20 protein-coding genes are annotated in these 19363 nt (G+C 68.8%); 15 read left to right on the top strand and 5 right to left on the bottom strand.

Features of this window, described 5'->3' with window-relative positions; translation table 11 throughout:
- The 11 genes from rplO to truA all read left to right on the top strand — a co-directional run bounded on the left by rplO (position 1) and on the right by truA (position 8273).
- Positions 1–456, top strand: coding sequence for a 50S ribosomal protein L15 (gene rplO / locus OG623_RS13520; protein WP_362888549.1), 456 nt, complete (start codon positions 1–3; stop codon positions 454–456).
- A gap of 223 nt (positions 457–679) precedes the next feature.
- Positions 680–1999 (top strand): preprotein translocase subunit SecY, encoded by a 1320-nt coding sequence (secY, locus tag OG623_RS13515; protein ID WP_406146609.1) that lies wholly within the window; start codon positions 680–682, stop codon positions 1997–1999.
- Positions 1999–2658 (top strand): adenylate kinase, encoded by a 660-nt coding sequence (locus tag OG623_RS13510; RefSeq protein ID WP_406146608.1) that lies wholly within the window; start codon positions 1999–2001, stop codon positions 2656–2658. The genes secY and OG623_RS13510 overlap by 1 nt, the downstream gene beginning before the upstream one ends.
- 163 nt (positions 2659–2821) lie before the next feature.
- Positions 2822–3658, top strand: coding sequence for a type I methionyl aminopeptidase (gene map, locus OG623_RS13505; protein ID WP_406146607.1), 837 nt, complete (start codon positions 2822–2824; stop codon positions 3656–3658).
- A gap of 303 nt (positions 3659–3961) precedes the next feature.
- Positions 3962–4183 (top strand): translation initiation factor IF-1, encoded by a 222-nt coding sequence (gene infA / locus OG623_RS13500; protein ID WP_014047798.1) that lies wholly within the window; start codon positions 3962–3964, stop codon positions 4181–4183.
- Positions 4184–4243: 60 nt separating this feature from the next.
- Positions 4244–4357, top strand: coding sequence for a 50S ribosomal protein L36 (rpmJ, locus tag OG623_RS13495; protein ID WP_003956441.1), 114 nt, complete (start codon positions 4244–4246; stop codon positions 4355–4357).
- Positions 4358–4553: 196 nt separating this feature from the next.
- The gene (gene rpsM / locus OG623_RS13490) at positions 4554–4934 is read left to right on the top strand and encodes a 30S ribosomal protein S13 (protein ID WP_362836198.1); all 381 of its coding nucleotides are present in this window, start codon (positions 4554–4556) and stop codon (positions 4932–4934) included.
- A gap of 105 nt (positions 4935–5039) precedes the next feature.
- Positions 5040–5444 carry a 30S ribosomal protein S11 gene (gene rpsK, locus OG623_RS13485; protein WP_003956432.1) on the top strand — a complete coding sequence of 135 codons (405 nt, stop codon included), beginning with the start codon at positions 5040–5042 and terminating at the stop codon, positions 5442–5444.
- Positions 5445–5581: 137 nt separating this feature from the next.
- The gene (locus OG623_RS13480) at positions 5582–6604 is read left to right on the top strand and encodes a DNA-directed RNA polymerase subunit alpha (protein ID WP_003966937.1); all 1023 of its coding nucleotides are present in this window, start codon (positions 5582–5584) and stop codon (positions 6602–6604) included.
- A gap of 229 nt (positions 6605–6833) precedes the next feature.
- Complete coding sequence (rplQ, locus tag OG623_RS13475; protein ID WP_205018356.1) at positions 6834–7340, top strand: 50S ribosomal protein L17; 507 nt, start codon at positions 6834–6836, stop codon at positions 7338–7340.
- Between the two features lie 78 nt (positions 7341–7418).
- A complete protein-coding gene (gene truA / locus OG623_RS13470; RefSeq protein WP_406146606.1) occupies positions 7419–8273 on the top strand; it encodes a tRNA pseudouridine(38-40) synthase TruA in 855 nt (284 codons plus the stop codon).
- Here the strand turns inward: truA and OG623_RS13465 are convergent.
- Both OG623_RS13465 and OG623_RS13460 read right to left on the bottom strand, forming a co-directional pair.
- On the bottom strand, positions 8242–10131 hold the full coding sequence (locus OG623_RS13465) for a hypothetical protein (protein WP_406146605.1): 1890 nt from the start codon (positions 10129–10131) through the stop codon (positions 8242–8244). The genes truA and OG623_RS13465 overlap by 32 nt on opposite strands.
- Before the next feature lie 62 nt (positions 10132–10193).
- Complete coding sequence (locus OG623_RS13460) at positions 10194–11054, bottom strand: hypothetical protein (protein ID WP_406146603.1); 861 nt, start codon at positions 11052–11054, stop codon at positions 10194–10196.
- 81 nt (positions 11055–11135) lie between these two features.
- On the opposite strand from OG623_RS13460, the gene OG623_RS13455 reads away from it, so the two are divergent.
- The 4 genes from OG623_RS13455 to glmM all read left to right on the top strand — a co-directional run bounded on the left by OG623_RS13455 (position 11136) and on the right by glmM (position 15569).
- Positions 11136–12755, top strand: a complete 1620-nt coding sequence (locus tag OG623_RS13455; protein WP_406146602.1) for an ABC-F family ATP-binding cassette domain-containing protein — start codon at positions 11136–11138, stop codon at positions 12753–12755.
- A 225-nt stretch (positions 12756–12980) separates the two neighbouring features.
- The gene (rplM, locus tag OG623_RS13450; RefSeq protein ID WP_030914195.1) at positions 12981–13424 is read left to right on the top strand and encodes a 50S ribosomal protein L13; all 444 of its coding nucleotides are present in this window, start codon (positions 12981–12983) and stop codon (positions 13422–13424) included.
- Between the two features lie 46 nt (positions 13425–13470).
- Positions 13471–13998, top strand: coding sequence for a 30S ribosomal protein S9 (gene rpsI / locus OG623_RS13445; RefSeq protein ID WP_356714199.1), 528 nt, complete (start codon positions 13471–13473; stop codon positions 13996–13998).
- 212 nt (positions 13999–14210) lie between these two features.
- A complete protein-coding gene (glmM, locus tag OG623_RS13440; RefSeq protein ID WP_406146601.1) occupies positions 14211–15569 on the top strand; it encodes a phosphoglucosamine mutase in 1359 nt (452 codons plus the stop codon).
- Between the two features lie 7 nt (positions 15570–15576).
- Here the strand turns inward: glmM and OG623_RS13435 are convergent, their stop codons facing one another.
- From OG623_RS13435 to coaA, 3 genes are all read right to left on the bottom strand, one after another.
- Complete coding sequence (locus OG623_RS13435) at positions 15577–17163, bottom strand: PH domain-containing protein (RefSeq protein WP_406146599.1); 1587 nt, start codon at positions 17161–17163, stop codon at positions 15577–15579.
- A 170-nt stretch (positions 17164–17333) separates the two neighbouring features.
- A complete protein-coding gene (locus tag OG623_RS13430; RefSeq protein ID WP_406146598.1) occupies positions 17334–18290 on the bottom strand; it encodes a DUF389 domain-containing protein in 957 nt (318 codons plus the stop codon).
- Positions 18291–18306: 16 nt separating this feature from the next.
- Positions 18307–19299, bottom strand: a complete 993-nt coding sequence (gene coaA / locus OG623_RS13425) for a type I pantothenate kinase (RefSeq protein ID WP_406146597.1) — start codon at positions 19297–19299, stop codon at positions 18307–18309.
- Positions 19300–19363 lie beyond the last annotated feature (64 nt).

The following is a 19363-nucleotide window of genomic DNA, read 5'->3' as shown; positions in this document are numbered from 1 at the left end:
ATGGCGGAGAACAGCCCGCTGAAGGCCCACAACCTCCGGCCTGCCCCGGGCGCCAAGACCGCCAAGACCCGTGTGGGTCGTGGTGAGGCGTCCAAGGGTAAGACCGCAGGCCGTGGTACCAAGGGTACGAAGGCCCGTTACCAGGTTCCGGAGCGCTTCGAGGGTGGCCAGATGCCCCTCCACATGCGTCTCCCGAAGCTCAAGGGCTTCAAGAACCCGTTCAAGACGGAGTACCAGGTCGTGAACCTGGACAAGCTCGCGACGCTCTACCCCGAGGGTGGAGAGGTCACGGTGGCCGATCTGGTCGCCAAGGGCGCCGTCCGCAACAACCACCTCGTCAAGGTCCTCGGACAGGGCGAGATCTCCGTTGCGCTGCAGGTTTCGGTTGACGCCGTCTCCGGCTCCGCCAAGGAGAAGATCGCCGCCGCCGGTGGCACCGTCACCGAACTCGTCTGAGACAACTCGGACAAGCAGGTGGACTGAACATCCGACCGGGGATGCCTCTCATTTGGGGCATCCCCGGTTGGTCGTTCCTAGGGGGGCATGTCCGCCGGTAAGGTGGCGGGCACTGTAGCTGTGGTACGCCTTGGGCAACCGCCCGGGGTCCTTTGGCTGTTACCTATTCGTCGATCCTCAAGACCGTCACCTCACGCTTTGCGCGGGGGTCGCAGGAGGCACCGTGCTCACCGCGTTCGCCCGGGCGTTCAAGACGCCCGACCTGCGCAAGAAGCTGCTCTTCACGCTCGGCATCATCGTGCTCTATCGGCTCGGGGCACACATTCCCGTACCGGGAGTGAGCTACGAGAACGTCCAGACATGTGTCGACCAGGCGAGTCAGGGCAACAACAGCCTGTTCGGCCTGGTCAACATGTTCAGCGGTGGTGCGCTGCTGCAGATCACGATCTTCGCGCTCGGCATCATGCCGTACATCACGGCCAGCATCATTCTCCAGCTGCTGACCGTCGTCATCCCACGACTCGAAGCCCTGAAGAAGGAGGGGCAGTCGGGCACGGCCAAGATCACGCAGTACACGCGTTATCTGACCGTCGCGCTGGCCATCCTCCAGGGCACCGGGCTGGTGGCGACCGCTCGCAGCGGCGCGCTCTTCAGCGGTTGCTCCGTGGCCGACCAGGTCGTCCCGAACCAGTCGATCTTCACCACCATCATCATGGTGATCACCATGACCGCCGGCACCGCGGCCGTCATGTGGCTCGGTGAGCTCATCACCGACCGCGGCATCGGCAACGGCATGTCGATCCTCATGTTCATCTCGATCGCCGCCAGCTTCCCCGGCGCCCTCTGGGCCATCAAGACGAGCGGCAAGCTGGCCGAGGGCTGGATCGAGTTCATCACCGTCATCCTCATCGGATTCGTGATGGTCGGTCTCGTCGTCTTCGTCGAACAGGCCCAGCGCAGGATTCCGGTGCAGTACGCGAAGCGGATGATCGGACGCCGGTCCTACGGCGGTACGTCCACTTACATCCCGTTGAAGGTGAACCAGGCGGGTGTGATCCCCGTCATCTTCGCTTCTTCGCTGCTCTACATTCCTGCTCTAATTGTTCAGTTCTCCAACTCCACCGCGGGCTGGGCGACCTGGATTCAGGCTCACTTCGTCAAGGGCGACCACCCCTACTACATCGCGACGTACTTCCTGTTGATCGTGTTCTTCGCATTCTTCTATGTGGCGATCTCGTTCAACCCCGAGGAAGTCGCGGACAACATGAAGAAGTATGGTGGCTTCATCCCGGGTATCCGGGCTGGTCGACCTACCGCCGAGTATCTGAGCTACGTGCTCAACCGGATCACTTGGCCGGGCTCGCTGTACCTGGGTCTGATCGCTCTGGTGCCGACAATGGCGTTGGCAGGCTTCGGTGGCGCTAACCAGAACTTCCCGTTCGGCGGGACAAGCATCCTGATCATCGTGGGTGTGGGTCTGGAGACCGTGAAGCAGATCGAGAGTCAGCTCCAGCAGCGCAATTACGAAGGGTTCCTCCGCTGATGCGAATCGTCCTCGTCGGGCCGCCCGGTGCCGGCAAGGGAACGCAGGCCGCGTTTCTTGCCAAGAATCTCTCGATTCCGCACATCTCCACGGGCGACCTCTTCCGCGCCAACATCAGCCAGGGCACGGACCTTGGCAAGCAGGCCCGCTCCTACATGGACGCGGGGCAGCTGGTGCCGGACGAAGTCACCAACGCCATGGCCGAGGACCGCATGTCCCAGTCGGACGCCGAGAACGGCTTCCTCCTGGACGGCTTCCCCCGCAATGTGGGGCAGGCCGAGGCGCTCGACGAGATGCTGCACGGCAAGGGCGTCAAGCTCGACGCGGTTCTGGACCTGGAAGTCCCCGAGGACGAGGTGGTCAAGCGCATCGCAGGCCGCCGTATCTGCCGTAACGACAGCGCGCATGTCTTCCATGTGACGTACAACCCGCCGAAGACCGAGGGTGTCTGTGACACCTGCGGCGGCGAGCTCTACCAGCGGGACGACGACACGGAGGAGACGGTGCGTACCCGTCTCGAGGTCTACCACTCGCAGACCGAGCCGATCATCGACTACTACCGGTCCCAGGGACTGGTGGCGACGATCTCCGCGCTCGGGAAGGTCACCGAGGTGACCGAGCGGGCCATGGAGGCCCTGAAGAAGTCCGACGAGGGCTGACCCTCTCGTCCGCAGTCACCGCGTCCGGCCGCGGCGCCCCTCGGGCGTCGCGGCCGACTGCGTGTGCGCCGTATCGTGGAGTACGGGCTTTTCCACCGTCCCCTCTTCTCCGTCGTCCCCTTCCTTTCCACCGTCCCCTTCGTACGCAGAGAGGCGCCGCGCAATGGTGCAGATCAAGACCCCCGAGCAGATCGCGAAGATGCGCGAGGCGGGCCTCGTGGTCGCTGCCATTCACGCCGCGACCCGCGAGGCGGCCGTGCCCGGCTCCACCACGAAGGATCTGGACGAGGTCGCCCGCAAGGTGATCGCCGACCACGGCGCCACATCGAACTTCCTGGGGTACGGCGGATTCCCCGCGACGATCTGCACCTCGGTCAACGAGGTCGTGGTGCACGGCATCCCGGACGAGAAGACCGTCCTCAAGGACGGCGACATCATCTCGATCGACGCCGGCGCGATCATCGACGGCTGGCACGGGGACGCGGCGTACACCGCGTTCGTGGGCACCGGGCACGCGCCGGAGCTCATCGAGCTCTCCCGGGTGACCGAGGAGTCCATGTGGGCCGGGATCGCCGCGATGAAGGTGAACAACCGGCTCGTCGACATCTCGAAGTCCATCGAGTCCTACATCCGCCGCCAGCCCCGCCCGGCGACCGGTAAGTACGGGATCATCGAGGACTACGGCGGCCATGGCATCGGCACCGAGATGCACATGGACCCGCACCTGCTGAACTACGTCTCGCGCAAGCGCGGCAAGGGCATCAAGCTGGTCCCCGGCGTCTGCCTGGCCATCGAGCCGATGGTGTCGCTGGGCACGGCGCGGACGAAGGTCCTGGCGGACGACTGGACGGTCCTGACGACCGACGGCACCTGGTCCTCGCACTGGGAGCACTCGATCGCCCTCACGGAGCAGGGCCCGCTGGTCCTGACCTCCCCGGACTGCGGCCGGGCGAAGCTCGCCCAGTACGGCATCGAGGCGGCGCCGGATCCGCTGGGCTGACGCCCGGGCGCCGGACGGAGTCCGGCCCAGCGGGCCGAAGCCTGTGAGGCGCTCCGGCGCCGAGCTCGCGAGGGCTGCGTGAAGGAGGGGCCGGCATCGAGGCGGCGCCGGATCCGCTGAAGTAGCCGTCCGACAGGACTGTCCGGCTGATCCGTGTCTAAGGATCAGCGGGAGTGGGCAAACTTGACGGATTCGTCTTTTGGAGTCCGCTGACGTAGACTGACTCGTCGGCTCTCGTGCATCCGTGTGTCCACATGCGGCGGGACGTGAGTCGATCAAGGTAGCCGATTCGAAAGGCGAAGCGTGGCCAAGAAGCAAGGTGCCATCGAAATTGAGGGCACCGTGATCGAGTCTCTCCCTAACGCGATGTTCAGGGTGGAGCTCCAGAACGGTCACAAGGTCCTCGCGCACATCAGCGGCAAGATGCGGATGCACTACATCCGTATTCTTCCCGATGACCGGGTCGTCGTGGAGCTGTCTCCGTACGACCTGACGCGTGGCCGGATCGTCTACCGGTACAAGTAGATCTTGCCGCCATCCCGCTTCGGCGTGGTGAGGGCACTGACCCGGAGAACCTGACATCCCATGAAGGTCAAGCCGAGCGTCAAGAAGATCTGCGACAAGTGCAAGGTGATCCGCCGTCACGGCCGGGTCATGGTCATCTGCGACAACCTGCGCCACAAGCAGCGCCAGGGCTGACGCACGACCACCTGCATCTCGCAGTTCTTCGCGCGACGCACGTAAACGTACATACGCAGTGCCCGTCCAAGCTTCGGCTGACGACACCTCCGGCGGGGGCCGGGGACCTGGGCGTACCACTTCCTCCACGCGGTCGAGGTCGGCGTCCGGGAGCGGCACTGCGGAAGACCCCCGAAATAACAACTGGAGCCATTGAATGGCACGCGTTTCAGGTGTTGACATCCCGCGCGAAAAGCGCGTGGAGGTTGCCCTCACCTACGTCTTCGGCATCGGGCGTACCCGGTCCAAGGAGATCCTCGCCAACGCCGGCGTGAACCCGAACACCCGCGTTCGTGACCTGGCCGAAGAGGACCTGGTCAAGATCCGCGAGTACGTGGACGCCAACCTCCGCACCGAGGGTGACCTTCGCCGCGAGATCCAGGCCGACATCCGCCGCAAGGTCGAGATCGGCTGCTACCAGGGCATCCGGCACCGTCGTGGTCTGCCGGTCCACGGTCAGCGCACCAGCACGAACGCGCGTACCCGCAAGGGCCCGCGTCGCGCCATCGCCGGTAAGAAGAAGCCGGGCAAGAAGTAGTCCTCAGCGGACGCACCGCGGGGGTCCGGGCCACCGGATGTTCGCGGAAACCAGCGGTCTTCGCTGTAGGACCGATCACCTCCCCTCTCCATCTGGAGTCAAGACATGCCCCCCAAGGGTCGTCAGGGCGCAGCCAAGAAGGTGCGTCGCAAGGAAAAGAAGAACGTCGCTCACGGCCACGCGCACATCAAGAGCACGTTCAACAACACCATCGTCTCGATCACGGACCCCTCGGGCAACGTGATCTCCTGGGCCTCCGCCGGCCACGTCGGCTTCAAGGGCTCGCGCAAGTCCACCCCCTTCGCCGCGCAGATGGCCGCCGAGTCGGCCGCCCGCCGCGCGCAGGAGCACGGCATGCGCAAGGTCGACGTCTTCGTCAAGGGTCCCGGCTCCGGCCGTGAGACCGCGATCCGCTCCCTCCAGGCCACCGGCCTCGAGGTCGGTTCGATCCAGGACGTCACCCCGACGCCGCACAACGGCTGCCGTCCGCCGAAGCGTCGCCGCGTCTGAGTCGCTACGGTCGGTGACGACCGTGCGTCAGTAGCGCTGGTTGCGGGCGGCATGTCCCTTCGGGGGCGTGTCGCCCGTACCCTTGTCTCATCTGTCGGGCATCAAATAGCGGGTGCCCACGACTGAAGGATCACACCATGCTTATCGCTCAGCGTCCGTCGCTGACCGAAGAGGTCGTCGACGAGTTCCGCTCCCGGTTCGTGATCGAGCCGCTGGAGCCGGGCTTCGGTTACACCCTCGGCAACTCCCTGCGTCGCACGCTCCTCTCCTCGATCCCCGGTGCCGCTGTCACCAGCATCCGGATCGACGGTGTCCTGCACGAGTTCACCACCGTGCCGGGCGTCAAGGAGGACGTGACCGACCTCATCCTCAACATCAAGCAGCTGGTCGTCTCCTCGGAGCACGACGAGCCGGTCGTGATGTACCTGCGCAAGCAGGGTCCCGGCCTGGTCACCGCTGCTGACATCGCCCCGCCGGCCGGTGTCGAGGTCCACAACCCGGACCTGGTCCTGGCCACGCTCAACGGCAAGGGCAAGCTGGAGATGGAGCTGACCGTCGAGCGCGGTCGCGGCTACGTCTCCGCCGTCCAGAACAAGCAGGTGGGCCAGGAGATCGGGCGTATTCCGGTCGACTCCATCTACTCGCCGGTGCTCAAGGTCACGTACAAGGTCGAGGCGACCCGTGTCGAGCAGCGCACCGACTTCGACAAGCTGATCGTCGACGTCGAGACCAAGCAGGCCATGCGTCCCCGTGACGCCATGGCGTCGGCCGGTAAGACCCTGGTCGAGCTGTTCGGTCTGGCGCGCGAGCTCAACATCGACGCCGAGGGCATCGACATGGGCCCGTCCCCGACGGACGCCGCGCTCGCCGCCGATCTGGCGCTGCCGATCGAGGAGCTTGAGCTCACGGTCCGTTCGTACAACTGCCTCAAGCGCGAGGGCATCCACTCCGTGGGTGAGCTCGTGGCTCGCTCCGAGGCGGACCTGCTCGACATCCGTAACTTCGGTGCGAAGTCGATCGACGAGGTCAAGGCGAAGCTGGCCGGTATGGGCCTGGCGCTGAAGGACTCGCCTCCCGGCTTCGACCCGACCGCCGCGGCGGACGCCTTCGGCGCGGACGATGACGCGGATGCGGGTTTCGTGGAGACCGAGCAGTACTGAGCGCCTCCCGGCGGGGGTGCCCGGTTTTGAGGGTGCCCCCGTGCCGGGCTGAGGCTTTGTCCTCAATCGCCGGACGGGCTGGATTTTGGCTCGTGTCCGGTGGAAGTCGGACCGGCTTGGATCCTGGCCGATGTCCGGCTGACGTACGAAGACTTCCGCGGGGCGGCCGCCTCGCGGGAACTGACACCGGTACCTGATACGGCCGGTGCAGCACACAAGGAGAAACACCATGCCTCAGCCCGCCAAGGGTGCCCGTCTGGGCGGCAGCGCTGCGCACGAGAAGCTTCTTCTCATCAACCTCGCGAAGTCGCTGTTCGAGCACGGCCGCATCACCACGACCGAGGCCAAGGCCCGCCGCCTGCGTCCGGTCGCCGAGCGTTTCATCACCAAGGCCAAGAAGGGCGACATCCACAACCGTCGCCTGGTGCTGCAGTCGATCACGGACAAGAGCATCGTGCACACGCTCTTCACCGAGATCGCCCCGCGGTACGAGAACCGCCCCGGTGGTTACACCCGCATCACCAAGATCGGCAACCGTCGTGGCGACAACGCCCCGATGGCTGTCATCGAGCTGGTCGAGGCACTGACCGTGGCGCAGGCCGCCACCGGTGAGGCCGAGGCCGCCACGAAGCGCGCGGTCAAGGAAGACGCCCTCAAGAAGGACGAGGCTCCGGCCGAGACCGTCGAGGACGCCAAGCCGGCCGACGCCGCTGCTGAGGAGTCCAAGGACGCCTGAGCGTACCTAGACCCAGGTACGGGCCCGCATCACCCTTCGGGGCGGTGCGGGCCCGTTCGGTTTTGAGAGGATCTGCGGGTGAGTGACGAGGCAGAGCCCGGCTTTGTACGGGTACGACTGGACCTTTCCTACGACGGGAAGGATTTCTCCGGCTGGGCGAAGCAGACCAGCAGGCGCACCGTGCAGGGCGAGATCGAGGACGCGCTGCGGACCGTGACGCGGTCGGCGGTGACGTACGACCTGACGGTCGCGGGGCGCACCGACGCCGGGGTGCACGCGCGCGGGCAGGTGGCGCACGTCGACCTGCCGGCCGAGGTGTGGGCCGAGCACGAGGAGAAGCTGCTGCGGCGGATGGCCGGGCGCCTGCCGCTGGACGTACGGATCTGGCGGGCTGCCGAGGCGCCCGCGGGGTTCAACGCGCGCTTCTCCGCGCTGTGGCGGCGTTACGCCTACCGCGTGGGGGACAGGCCGGGCGGGGTGGACCCGCTGACCCGCGGGCATGTGCTGTGGCACGACCGGCCGCTGGACGTGGGCGCGATGAACGAGGCGGCGGCTCTGATGACGGGGGAGCACGACTTCGCCGCGTACTGCAAGAAGCGTGAGGGTGCCACGACCATCCGTACGCTCCAGAAGCTGCACTGGGTACGGGACGCGGAGTCCGGTGTGCTGACGGCGACCGTGCAGGCCGACGCGTTCTGCCACAACATGGTGCGGGCGCTGATCGGTGCGGCGCTGTTCGTCGGGGACGGGCGCAGGCCGGCCGGGTGGCCCGCCGATGTGCTGGCCGCGAAGGTGCGGGATCCGGCGGTGCACGTGGTGCGGCCGCACGGGCTGACGCTGGAGGAAGTGGCGTACCCGGCCGATGAGTTGCTGGCGGCCAGGGCCCTTGAGGCGCGGAACGTCAGGACGCTTCCGGGGGCGGGCTGCTGCTGACGGGTCTCCGGCGCACGGCGCGGTACAGCTTGGCCGCGAAGTACAGGGCGAGGGCGCTGGAAGCGCTGGAGCGGAACCAGCCGATGTCCGGGGTCCACCAGGCGTAGACCGCCGCCGCGGTGAAGAGCAGCAGGGCCGCGATGCGCAGCACCCACCAGTGGACAGGGCGCGGTTCGTCGGAGGCGGGAGCCTCCGGGTGGACACCGGCCTTCGTCGTCATGGTGTCCCGCATCCCCGCGAGGAAGCCCCGCCGGGCGAGGAGGCGGGCGCCCGGGAGTGCCGCGAGTATCTCCTGCTCACCGCCGTATCCGGCGGGCAGCGGCGGAAGGCGCAGCGCGGCGACGAGCTCGCTCTGGTGGCGGGCGGGGTCGTCCGTGGCCCGCAGGATGTGCGCCAGGGGGCGCGGGTCGGGCAGTCCGTACACCCGGGCGAGCGCGGCGGCCGTCCTGGTCGCTTCGGCGTGGTCGGCGGCGGGGGCGGCGGTCTCCCAGGTGTGGTCCGCCACCTGCTTGCCCCGGTGCAGCAGGGTGAAGCTGCCGCGTTCCGGGGTGCGGTGCAGGACCAGGGTGGGCCACTCCTCGGCCGTGGTGAAGTTGTCCGCCGCCGAGGTGAGCGGGTCCTCGGGGAGCAGGACCGCGCGCTTGCCGCGTACGGGGTCCGGGACGATCTCGACGTAGGTGTGGTGGTTGCCGGCGGGGGCGGTCCTGAGGCTCTGACCGCAGATCAGGGCGGCCCGGGCGACCTCCGTGGGACCGGTGGACGCGATGGCGAGGGACCGCGGTGCCAGGTCGCGCTCCCAGTCGGGCAGGTCGGCGGCCGGGGGCTCGGGGGCGGCGCGGAAGAAGGGGACCTTCATCGCCAGCTCCACACAGGTGTCGGAGCGGGCTTCGAGGAATTCGGCACGTGGCTCGCCGAAGTAGGTCCAGGGGAACGTGGTGGCGTGCACGCCGATGGTGCGGAAGGCGGTGAGGGCCTCCTCGTAGCGGTTCATCGACCACAGGACGAGCGCCAGGTGGTTGCGGAAGCCGGCGGCCTCCCGCTCCCCGGGTGCGTAGCTGTCCGACAGGGCCTGTGCGCGCGCCACCGCCGCTTCGGCCCGCGCGGTGTACGGGGCGGCGCCGGGTGTCTCCTCCTCGGAGATCAGGTATTCCACGACCGCCTGGAGGGGCAGCGCGTGCAGCCTGGAGCCGGGGGGTGCCTGGCCGGCGGCCCGCTCGGCGAAGGCGAACATCTCCTCGTGGGAGCCGTACCACTTGGTGCAGAGGTACTGGAGCGCCTGGACGTGGCAGCCCTCGTGGTGCGGGTCGCGGGCGTTCGCCTCGGCGAGATAGGTGTCGAAGACGTTCCTGGGGGCCTGGATGCCCCGGGCCTGGGTCAGGGCCACGCGCCAGGGGACAGGGTCGTCGGGGTTGAGCTCGGCGGCGGTGGAGATCACCGGAACGGCGTCCCTCAGCACCGCGTGGAACGCCCTGAACTGGTCGTCCTCGACATGGCTCGCGCGGGCCCCGGTCCGTATCTGCCAGGCCTCGTAGATGTACTGGTCGGCCTTGACCAGCACGGCGTCCGGGTTCTCCGGGGAGTCGTCGAGCCAGCTGTCCAGCCAGCCCGGGTGGTGCAGCGAGGCCCGTGCCAGGCGGGAGACGCAGGTGTCCCTGCGCTCCCACTGGGCGTGCTCCCTGGTGAGGGCGAGCAGCTCGGCGGCCGGGGCGTGGTTCCCCGTCGCGGCGGCGGCGAGCGCCACCCGGAGCGAGGGGTCGGGGGCGTCGAGGACCACGGCCTCGTCCGGTGGCAGCCCTGCGCCCATCGCGTGGCTGTGGCGCAGCACGCGGGGGAGGCTGAAGAGGGTGGTCAGACGCACGGCGACGGGTCCTCGGTCGAGGGGAGGGACTGGGACTGTGCGTGGGGGGAGAGCACGGCCGGTCAGGCGGCGGGGGCTCCTGCGGCAGCCGAGGCCTGGACCTCGCCGCGGTGACGGATCTGGCGGAAGGTGAAGTCGGTCAGGTCGTCACCGACCGCGTACACGTCCTTGGCGGACGTGGTGACGTTCTTGCCGCTGGTGTAGCCGCTGATGGTGAAGTAGGCGTAGCGGCCGTAGGAGTTGGCGGTGCGCCGGCAGACGGATCCGCCGCGGCAGAAGGTGGGGACTCCCGCACCGCTGAGGGACGCGATGCCGCCGGACGCCTGCTGGGCGGCCTTCTTGGCCTCGGCCTCGGTACCGAAGACGGCGAGCCCGACGGTGACCGCCGTGCCGCCCTTGCTGTACGTCGCGCGGATGACCTGGTCGCAGCCGTTGCTGTCGAGGATCGAGCCGAGGGCGCCCTGGGTCGTCGTGGCGCAGCTGCTGGTGCGGGCGGTGGCGCCCTTGGCGTAGACGCGGTCGCCCATGGTCAGCTTCTTGCCGGGGAAGAAGGCGTCGACGGTGACCGGGGTCCTGTCCTTCTTCTCGTCGGCTATGTAGTCCTTCGGGTCCGGCGGGGGCGGCGGTGCGACCGAGGAGAAGGAGGGCTCGGGCGCGGAGGACTCCGAGGGCAGCTCGGCGGGGGCCGGCAGCTCGCTCGCGTTCTTGTCCGACCCCGAGCTGCTGCTCCCGTTGGTCGTGATGACGGCGGTGGCGACGATCGCGGCCACGGCGGCGGTGGCCAGTGCGCCACCGCCGATCAGCAGCCACTTCCTGCGTCTGCCGCGCGCGGCGGACGCCTCGGCCAGCGCCGCCCAGTCCGGAGTCCGGCTCTCTCCCGGTCCTCCCGGCCCCCAGGAGGGCCCCCCTTGCCCGTAGCTCATGCGGCGAATCCTAGCGCCGCGGCAGGCGACCGACCGTAATCCGGTTGGGTCAACGGTTCGCATGCCGTGACAATGCTCTGCATGGGACATCTCGAAGCGGGCCACCTGGAGTACTACCTACCGGACGGGCGGGTGCTGCTCGGCGACGCTTCGTTCCGGGTGGCCGACGGCGCGGTCGTCGCCCTTGTCGGCGCGAACGGGGCGGGCAAGACGACCCTGCTGAAGCTGCTGGCCGGGGAGCTCCAGCCGCACGGCGGCTCGGTCTCGGTGAGCGGCGGGCTCGGGGTCATGGCCCAGTTCGTGGGCTCGGTGCGGGACGAGCGGACCGTGCGTGACCTGCTGGTCTCGGTGGCCCAGCCCCGGATCAGGGAGGCGGCCCGGGCGGTCGACGTGGCGGAGGAGCGCATCCTCACGGTTGACGACGAGGCCGCGCAGATGGCGTACGCGCAGGCCCTGAGCGACTGGGCGGAGGCCCACGGCTACGAGGCCGAGACGCTGTGGGACGTCTGCACCATGGCCGCGCTCGGTGTCCCGTACGAGAAGGCGCAGTGGCGCGAGGTGCGCACGCTCAGTGGCGGCGAGCAGAAGCGGCTGGTCCTGGAGGCGCTGCTGCGGGGCCCTGACGAGGTGCTGCTGCTCGACGAGCCGGACAACTATCTGGACGTACCCGGCAAGCGGTGGCTGGAGGAGAAGCTCGAGGAGACCCGTAAGACGGTGCTCTTCGTCTCCCACGACCGGGAGCTGCTCTCACGGGCCGCCGAGAAGATCGTCAGTGTGGAGCCCAGCCCGGCCGGCTCGGACGTCTGGGTGCACGGCGGCGGATTCGCCACCTACCACCAGGCACGCAAGGAGCGGTTCGCGCGCTTCGAGGAGCTCCTGCGGCGCTGGGAGGAGGAGCACAAGCGGCTGAAGGCACTCGTCCTGCGGATGCGGCAGCAGGCGGCGAACAGTCCCGACATGGCGAACCGCTACCACGCGATGCAGACCCGCTTCAAGAAGTTCGAGGAGGCGGGCCCGCCTCCGGAGCCGCCCCGCGAGCAGGACATCAGGATGCGGCTGCGCGGCGGCAGGACCGGGGTGCGGGCGGTGACGTGCACGGGGCTTGAGCTGACCGGCCTGATGAAGCCGTTCGACCTGGAGATCTACTACGGCGAGCGGGTCGCGGTGCTCGGCTCCAACGGCTCGGGGAAGTCGCACTTCCTGCGGCTGCTGGCGGGGGAGCCCGTGGCGCACACCGGTGAGTGGAAGCTCGGCGCGCGGGTCGTGCCCGGCCACTTCGCGCAGACGCACGCCCATCCGGAGCTGCTCGGCAAGACGCTCGTCGAGATCCTGTGGACGGAGCACGCCAAGGACCGCGGTGGCGCGATGGGGGTGCTGCGGCGCTACGAGCTGGAGCGCCAGGGCGACCAGGCCTTCGAGAGGCTGTCCGGCGGGCAGCAGGCACGCTTCCAGATCCTGCTCCTGGAGCTGGCCGGCACGACCGCGCTGCTGCTCGACGAGCCGACGGACAACCTGGACCTGGAGTCGGCCGAGGCCCTTCAGGACGGTCTCGAGGTGTACGACGGGACGGTCATGGCCGTCACGCACGACCGCTGGTTCGCGAAGTCCTTCGACCGCTACCTGGTCTTCGGCTCCGACGGGGTGGTGCGGGAGTCCGCGGAGCCCGTCTGGGACGAGCGCAGGGTGGAGCGCGCACGGTAGGGACGGGGCGTTTTGACCGGTCCGGGGCGGGGCGGGTAGTCTCGACTGTTGTTATACGTATGGGCCTGGTCGTTCTCACGCGAAGGGCCTTGCGTAGGTTCTCTGGAGCAGTTACCAGTGGCTCGCATACGGGCGGCGTCCCGGCACTGTGAGCCCCAGCTGCATGATCGCTTCAGAGGTGCAGTGTGTCTTCACCCCATCCACTGAAGAAGCGAAGGCTACGAAGTGCGTACGTACAGCCCCAAGCCCGGCGATGTCACTCGCCAGTGGCACATCATCGACGCCGAGGACATCGTCCTGGGCCGTCTTGCCACCACGGCTGCGAACCTCCTCCGAGGCAAGCACAAGGCGATCTACGCCCCCCACATGGACATGGGCGATTTCGTCATCATCATCAACGCCGAGAAGGTTCACCTCTCCGGTAACAAGAAGACCCAGAAGATGGCGTACCGCCACTCGGGCTTCCCGGGCGGTCTCCGTTCCGTGCGTTACGACGAGCTGCTCTCGAAGAACCCCGAGAAGGCCGTCGAGAAGGCCATCAAGGGCATGATCCCCAAGAACACCCTGGGCCGTCAGATGCTCTCGAAGCTCAAGGTCTACGCGGGCGACCAGCACCCGCACGCTGCGCAGCAGCCGGTCCCGTTCGAGATCACCCAGGTCGCGCAGTAGTTCCGGCCTCCCCCCTAAGACGTTAAAGAAAGATCTGAGGAGAATCGTGGCCGAGACCACTGCAGAGACGCCCGTCGAGGGCACCGAGGGCGAAGAGACCTTCGCCGAGGTGACCACCTTCGAGTCGGAGGTCCCCGTCGAGGGTGAGTACACCTCCGAGTCGCTCGCCGGCCGCTTCGGCGACCCGCAGCCCGCCGCCGGCCTTGGCCGTCGCAAGAACGCCATCGCCCGTGTCCGGATCGTCCCGGGCACCGGCAAGTGGAAGATCAACGGTCGCACCCTTGAGGACTACTTCCCCAACAAGGTGCACCAGCAGGAAGTCAACGAGCCCTTCAAGGTGCTCGAGCTCGACGGCCGCTACGACGTCATCGCCCGTATCTCGGGTGGCGGCGTCTCCGGTCAGGCCGGCGCCCTGCGCCTCGGCGTGGCCCGCGCGCTGAACGAGGCGGACGCGGACAACAACCGCGCCACGCTGAAGAAGGCCGGCTTCCTCTCCCGCGACGACCGTGCGGTCGAGCGCAAGAAGGCCGGTCTCAAGAAGGCCCGTAAGGCCCCGCAGTACAGCAAGCGCTAAATCGCCTGCTTTACCCGTTCGCCCCGGCGGCACACCTCGTGCTGCTGGGGCGTTCGTTTATCGGCCCTCGCGGGCGTATAACGGCTTAAGACGTTTGCACGTTTATAGGGTCGGAAGCCTCAGGCGCACCCTCTCTTTGCTGTGCCTTGCCTCGCTCTGCCCTGTTTTGATTACTTTGGTTTGCGGTTTCGGAGCACCTTCGGAGGACACCAGTGGGACGACTCTTCGGCACGGACGGCGTGCGCGGCGTCGCCAACGCGGACCTGACAGCCGAGCTCGCGCTCGGACTCTCGGTCGCGGCGGCGCACGTACTGGCCGAGGCGGGCACCTTCGAAGGGCATCGGGCGACCGCTCTGGTGGGCCGTGACCCACGCGCGTCCGGGGAGTTCCTGGAGGCCGCCGTCGTGGCGGGCCTGGCCAGCGCGGGCGTGGACGTGCTGCGTGTCGGGGTGCTGCCCACTCCTGCCGTCGCGTACCTCACCGGCGCGCTCGGCGCGGACATCGGTGTGATGCTCTCCGCCAGCCACAACGCCATGCCCGACAACGGCATCAAGTTCTTCGCGCGGGGCGGGCACAAGCTCGCCGACGAGCTGGAGGACCGCATCGAGACGGTCTACGAGCAGCACCGGGGCGGTGAGCCGTGGAGCCGCCCGACCGGCGGCGGCGTGGGCCGTGTCACCGACTACAACGAGGGCTTCGACCGTTACGTCGCCCATCTCATCGGTGTACTCCCGAACCGGCTCGACGGGCTGAAGGTCGTCCTGGACGAGGCGCACGGCGCCGCGGCCCGTGTCTCGCCCGAGGCGTTCGCCAGGGCCGGGGCCGAGGTCATCACCATCGGCGCCGAGCCGGACGGCCTGAACATCAACGACGGCTGCGGATCCACCCATCTGGACCTGCTGCGGGCCGCCGTCGTCGAGCACGGCGCCGACCTCGGCATCGCGCACGACGGCGACGCGGACCGCTGCCTGGCCGTGGACGCCACCGGTGAGGAGGTCGACGGCGACCAGATCCTGGCCGTGCTCGCCGTCGCGATGCGCGAGTCGGGCCATCTGCGCAAGGACACCGTCGTCGGCACGGTCATGTCGAACCTCGGCTTCAAGACGGCGATGGAGCGGGAGGGCATCCAGCTCGTCCAGACCGCCGTCGGTGACCGTTACGTCCTGGAGTCGATGAAAGCCGAAGGCTTCGCGCTGGGCGGCGAGCAGTCGGGCCATGTCATCGTCCTGGACCATGCCACGACCGGTGACGGCACGCTGACCGGGCTGATGCTCGCGGCCAGGGTCGCCGCCACCGGACGTACACTCGCCGACCTGGCGGGCGTGATGCAGCGCCTCCCGCAGGTGCTCGTCAATGTGCCGGACGTCGACAAGTCCAGGGTGGACACCTCGCCCGATGTGGCCACCGCGGTGGCCCAGGCCGAGCACGCGCTGGGCGACACAGGGCGCGTACTCCTGCGCAAGTCCGGCACCGAACCGCTCGTACGGGTCATGGTCGAGGCCGCCGACCTCGAACAGGCGCGCGCCGTGGCGGGGCAGCTGGCCGACGTGGTGAAGTCCGCGCTCGGCTGACCTGCCGTCAACTCCCGGAAGGGCCCGGCCCCGCGGCCGGGTCCTTCGCGCGTCGGGCCCGCTCCAGCTCGGCGGTGATGCGGATCAGGTCGGCCGGTGCGGCCGCGAGGCGGACCGGCTCCCCGGCGTCGTCGATCTCGGCGATGTGCCAGCTCCGGTGGACGGTGTCGCCGTCGCTGCCCCTCGCGCGCCGCACCTTCGTGACGGTGAGCCGTTCCACCGGGATGCGTCTCGCGGCGAACCTGCCGGGGCCGGGGTGGGGTGTCACCGCGGGTGGACCGCCGCCACCCAGGACGATGTGGGTGCCGAAGCCGTTCGGGTTGTACTCAGTGTGTTCGAGGAACCGGGCGGCGAGGAACCGGTCCTCCTGCTCCTCGACCGCCCCGGTTTCGGGCGTCATGGCGGCTTCCGGTGCCGTGGCGGCTTCCGGCGTACGGATGCGGGTGGCGTGCCAGGCCCAGGCGAGCATTCCCAGCGTGGCCACGGTGCCCGAGGCCGCCCAGGCGAGGGCCGCCGGAGAGCCGAGCGGGTCCATGGGGCGCCGGTAGCACAAGGGCAGCAGCCACCCGGCCGTACAGACGAGCGCGTAGGCGAACGGCAGGGCCGAGGGAAGGACCTCGTCGTCCGGCAGTCGGCGCCCGCGCCGGCTCAGCAGCAGACGGGCGCCCGGGTAGCCCGCCGCGAGGGCGAGCCCGGCGGCGATGACGGCCACCTCACCGGCGTCGGGGAAGTGCTCGCGCCACACGTGGTGTTCGCCGGCGACCTCCCGCACCTGGCCGCGCCAGAGAGTCAGCCCGACCCTGTCACCGGGGAGGAATCCCCGAGCCCCCTCCCGCGAGACGCCGATCCGGTCAACCGGTCGGTCGTCGGTGAAGTACAGCCAGCTGGTCTGCTTCCCCTGGCCGATCTGCGCCCGCTCGATCACCGCACGCTGGGAGCTCAGGCACTCGGCGTGCTGCGCGGCAGGCGTGTCGGCGGTGCAGGGGACGGCCGAGATCCACGCTTGTCGCGTCGACGCGGTGGGCGGTACGAACCACGCGGCCAGGCCCGCGCCCGCGAGCAGGAGCACGCACAGGACCCACGACACGGTCGAGCCGCGTCCGGCGGCGCGGTACGAGATGACGGGGACGTGGTCCGACGCCGGAGATCCATGGCGGCGGTGCAGCGCGCGGAGTGCGTCCAGCTTCGCGTCGAATTCCGGACGGTCGTCGGAGGACGCGCTCACCGGCAGGGGGAGCCGCCGCGTGCGTCCGTCGCGCAGCAGCACGCTGACGCGGTGGATCTCATGGTTCCGGCCGTACTGGACGTACACGCGCAGGTCGACGATGTCCGACCACGGCATGTTCCGACGGCGCAGCAGCGTCCTGGAGCGGAGGCCGTAGGGCCCCGCACTCACCCGGACGGTGACGGAGTACAGGCAGATGACGCCCGTGAACGCGAGCAGCAGGCCCACGCCCGCCCAGACGTCCAGGAGCGTGCCCCGGTCGGCCGCGCGTATCGCGGCGAGAACGGCACCGGCGGCGCCGAGCGCGACGAACCACCACAGGGCGCGCGCTCTGAGCGGACTGTAGGTCACTTCCGGGACAGCGTTCATGCCCGGGATCGTTTCATCGGCGGGGTCGCGGCCGCTTGTGCGGTGTACGGCAGCTTCGGGGCCGCCGCATTGCCGGTTCCTGCCGCTGGTTCCTCCCGCCTGTTCCTGCCGACGGTTCCTGCCGCCTGTTCCTGCCGCCCGTTCCTGCCGACGGTCCCTGCCGCCGGTTCCTACTTCCCGGGGTTCGGCTTCACGGCCGGGTCCGCCCTGCGTTGCAGGTTCCACAGCGCCTTCTGGACCAGCAGCGTCAGGGTGCCCGCCAGGACGATCCCGCCGAGGTTGGCCAGCAACTGCTGGGAGGACCCCCAGGCCTGCTGGAGATCCTGGTAGCTGAAGGCGATGGCGGCGTTGGCGGCGGCCGGGACCGTCGTCACGGAGATCGCCACGCCGATCAGCGCCCCGGACTTCGCGGAGGTCAGCGAGAGCGTGCCTGCGACGCCCGCGAGCAGCGCCACCACGAAGGAGAGCCGGTCCGGGTGCCAGATGAAGTTGGTGTTGGGCCGGTCGGCCGTGAGCATGGCGGCGTCGAAGGACCCGAGTGCGTCCATCAGCCACACGAACCCCATCGTCAGCGCGATGGCGGCGGCGAACCCGCCGATGAGCGCCCACAGGGACGTGGCGACCAGACGCGGTGCACGCTGCACCAGGGCCGTGGAGACACCGGCCAGCGGGCCGAACTCCGGGCCGACCGCCATCGCGCCGACGATCAGAATCACGTTGTCGAGCATCACCCCGCAGGCGGCCAGCATCATCGCGACACCGAGGAAGGACACATAGGTGGCGCTGAAGGTGGACTCCTCGTGCGTGACCTCCGTCAGCTCTTCCCAGAGCACCGCGTCCGCGCTGTCGCCGGGCGCCTGCCTCTCCGCCTCCTCGGCGTGGGTGGACAGCGCCAGGTCCATCTTCTCGGCGGTGATCGCCCCGGACCTGTCGATGCCGAGCTCGCGCAGGGCGTCGATCAGCTCGTCGGCCGCCTGCCGCGCCACGTCGCACACCACGACGTCACCCGCGGGGCCCCGGGCGGCGCCGGCCAGCACCGCGAGATGCGTGGCGCCGACGGTACGCTCCACCAGCTCCACGACCTCGTCGGTACGGTCGGCGGGCACGATGAGGCGCAGATGCAGCACGGTGCACCTTTCCTGGTCAGAGCTTGCGCAGTGACAGGCGCTGGACCTTGTGGTCCGGCCCCTTGCGCAGCACCAGAGTGGCACGGCCGCGCGTCGGAGCCACGTTCTCCAGGAGGTTCGGCTTGTTGATGGTCCGCCACATGGTGCGCGCGTAGTCGAGCGCCTCGGCCTCGGACACCTGCGTGTACTTGCGGAAGTAGGAGAACGGGTTCTGGAACGCCGTCTCGCGCAGCCGGCGGAAGCGGTGCAGGTACCAGTTCTCGATGTCCTCGGCCTTCGCGTCCACGTACACGCTGAAGTCGAAGTAGTCGGCGAGCCCGACCCTGGTGCGGCCGTCCTTGCCGGGCAGCGCGGGCTGGAGCACGTTCAGCCCCTCGACGATCAGGATGTCGGGGCGGCGTACGGTCAGCCGCTCGCCGGGCACGATGTCGTAGATCAGGTGTGAGTAGACGGGGGCCGTCACCTCGTCCTTGCCGGCCTTGATGTCGGCGACGAACCGGGTCAGTGCCCGCCTGTCGTACGACTCGGGGAAGCCTTTCCTCGACATCAGGCCGCGCGCCTGGAGCTCCTTCATCGGCAGCAGGAACCCGTCGGTCGTCACCAGCTCCACCCGGGGGTGCTCCGGCCAGCGGGCCAGCAGCGCCTGGAGGATGCGGGCGCTGGTGGACTTGCCGACGGCGACACTCCCGGCGACCCCTATGACGAACGGGGTACCGCGCTGCTCGCCGTGCCCGTTGCCCGCGTCCCCGAGGAAGGTGTTCAGCGCGCCGCGCAGGCCCGATGTGGCCTGGACGTAGAGGTTGAGCAGCCGGGAGAGCGGCAGATAGACGTCCCGGACCTCGTCGAGATCGATGACGTCGCCGAGCCCTCTCAGCTTCTCGACCTCGTCGGCGGTCAGCGGCAGCGGAGTCTTGTCACGCAGAGCGCTCCACTCGTCCCTGGTCAGGTCGACGTAGGGCGTCGGCGCGTGCTCGGTGCGACGGGGGCTCCGTGCGGGTGAGGTGATCACCTACTCATTGTTGCGGGAGTTTGAACGGAGTGGAGGGTGGGCTCGGTCACGTGGGCGCGGTTCT

This window comes from Streptomyces sp. NBC_01012 (genome assembly GCF_045162755.1).
Lineage (GTDB): Bacteria > Actinomycetota > Actinomycetes > Streptomycetales > Streptomycetaceae > Streptomyces.
The sequence above is the reverse complement of the archived record's forward strand: the minus strand, read 5'-3'. Positions and strand labels throughout refer to the sequence as shown.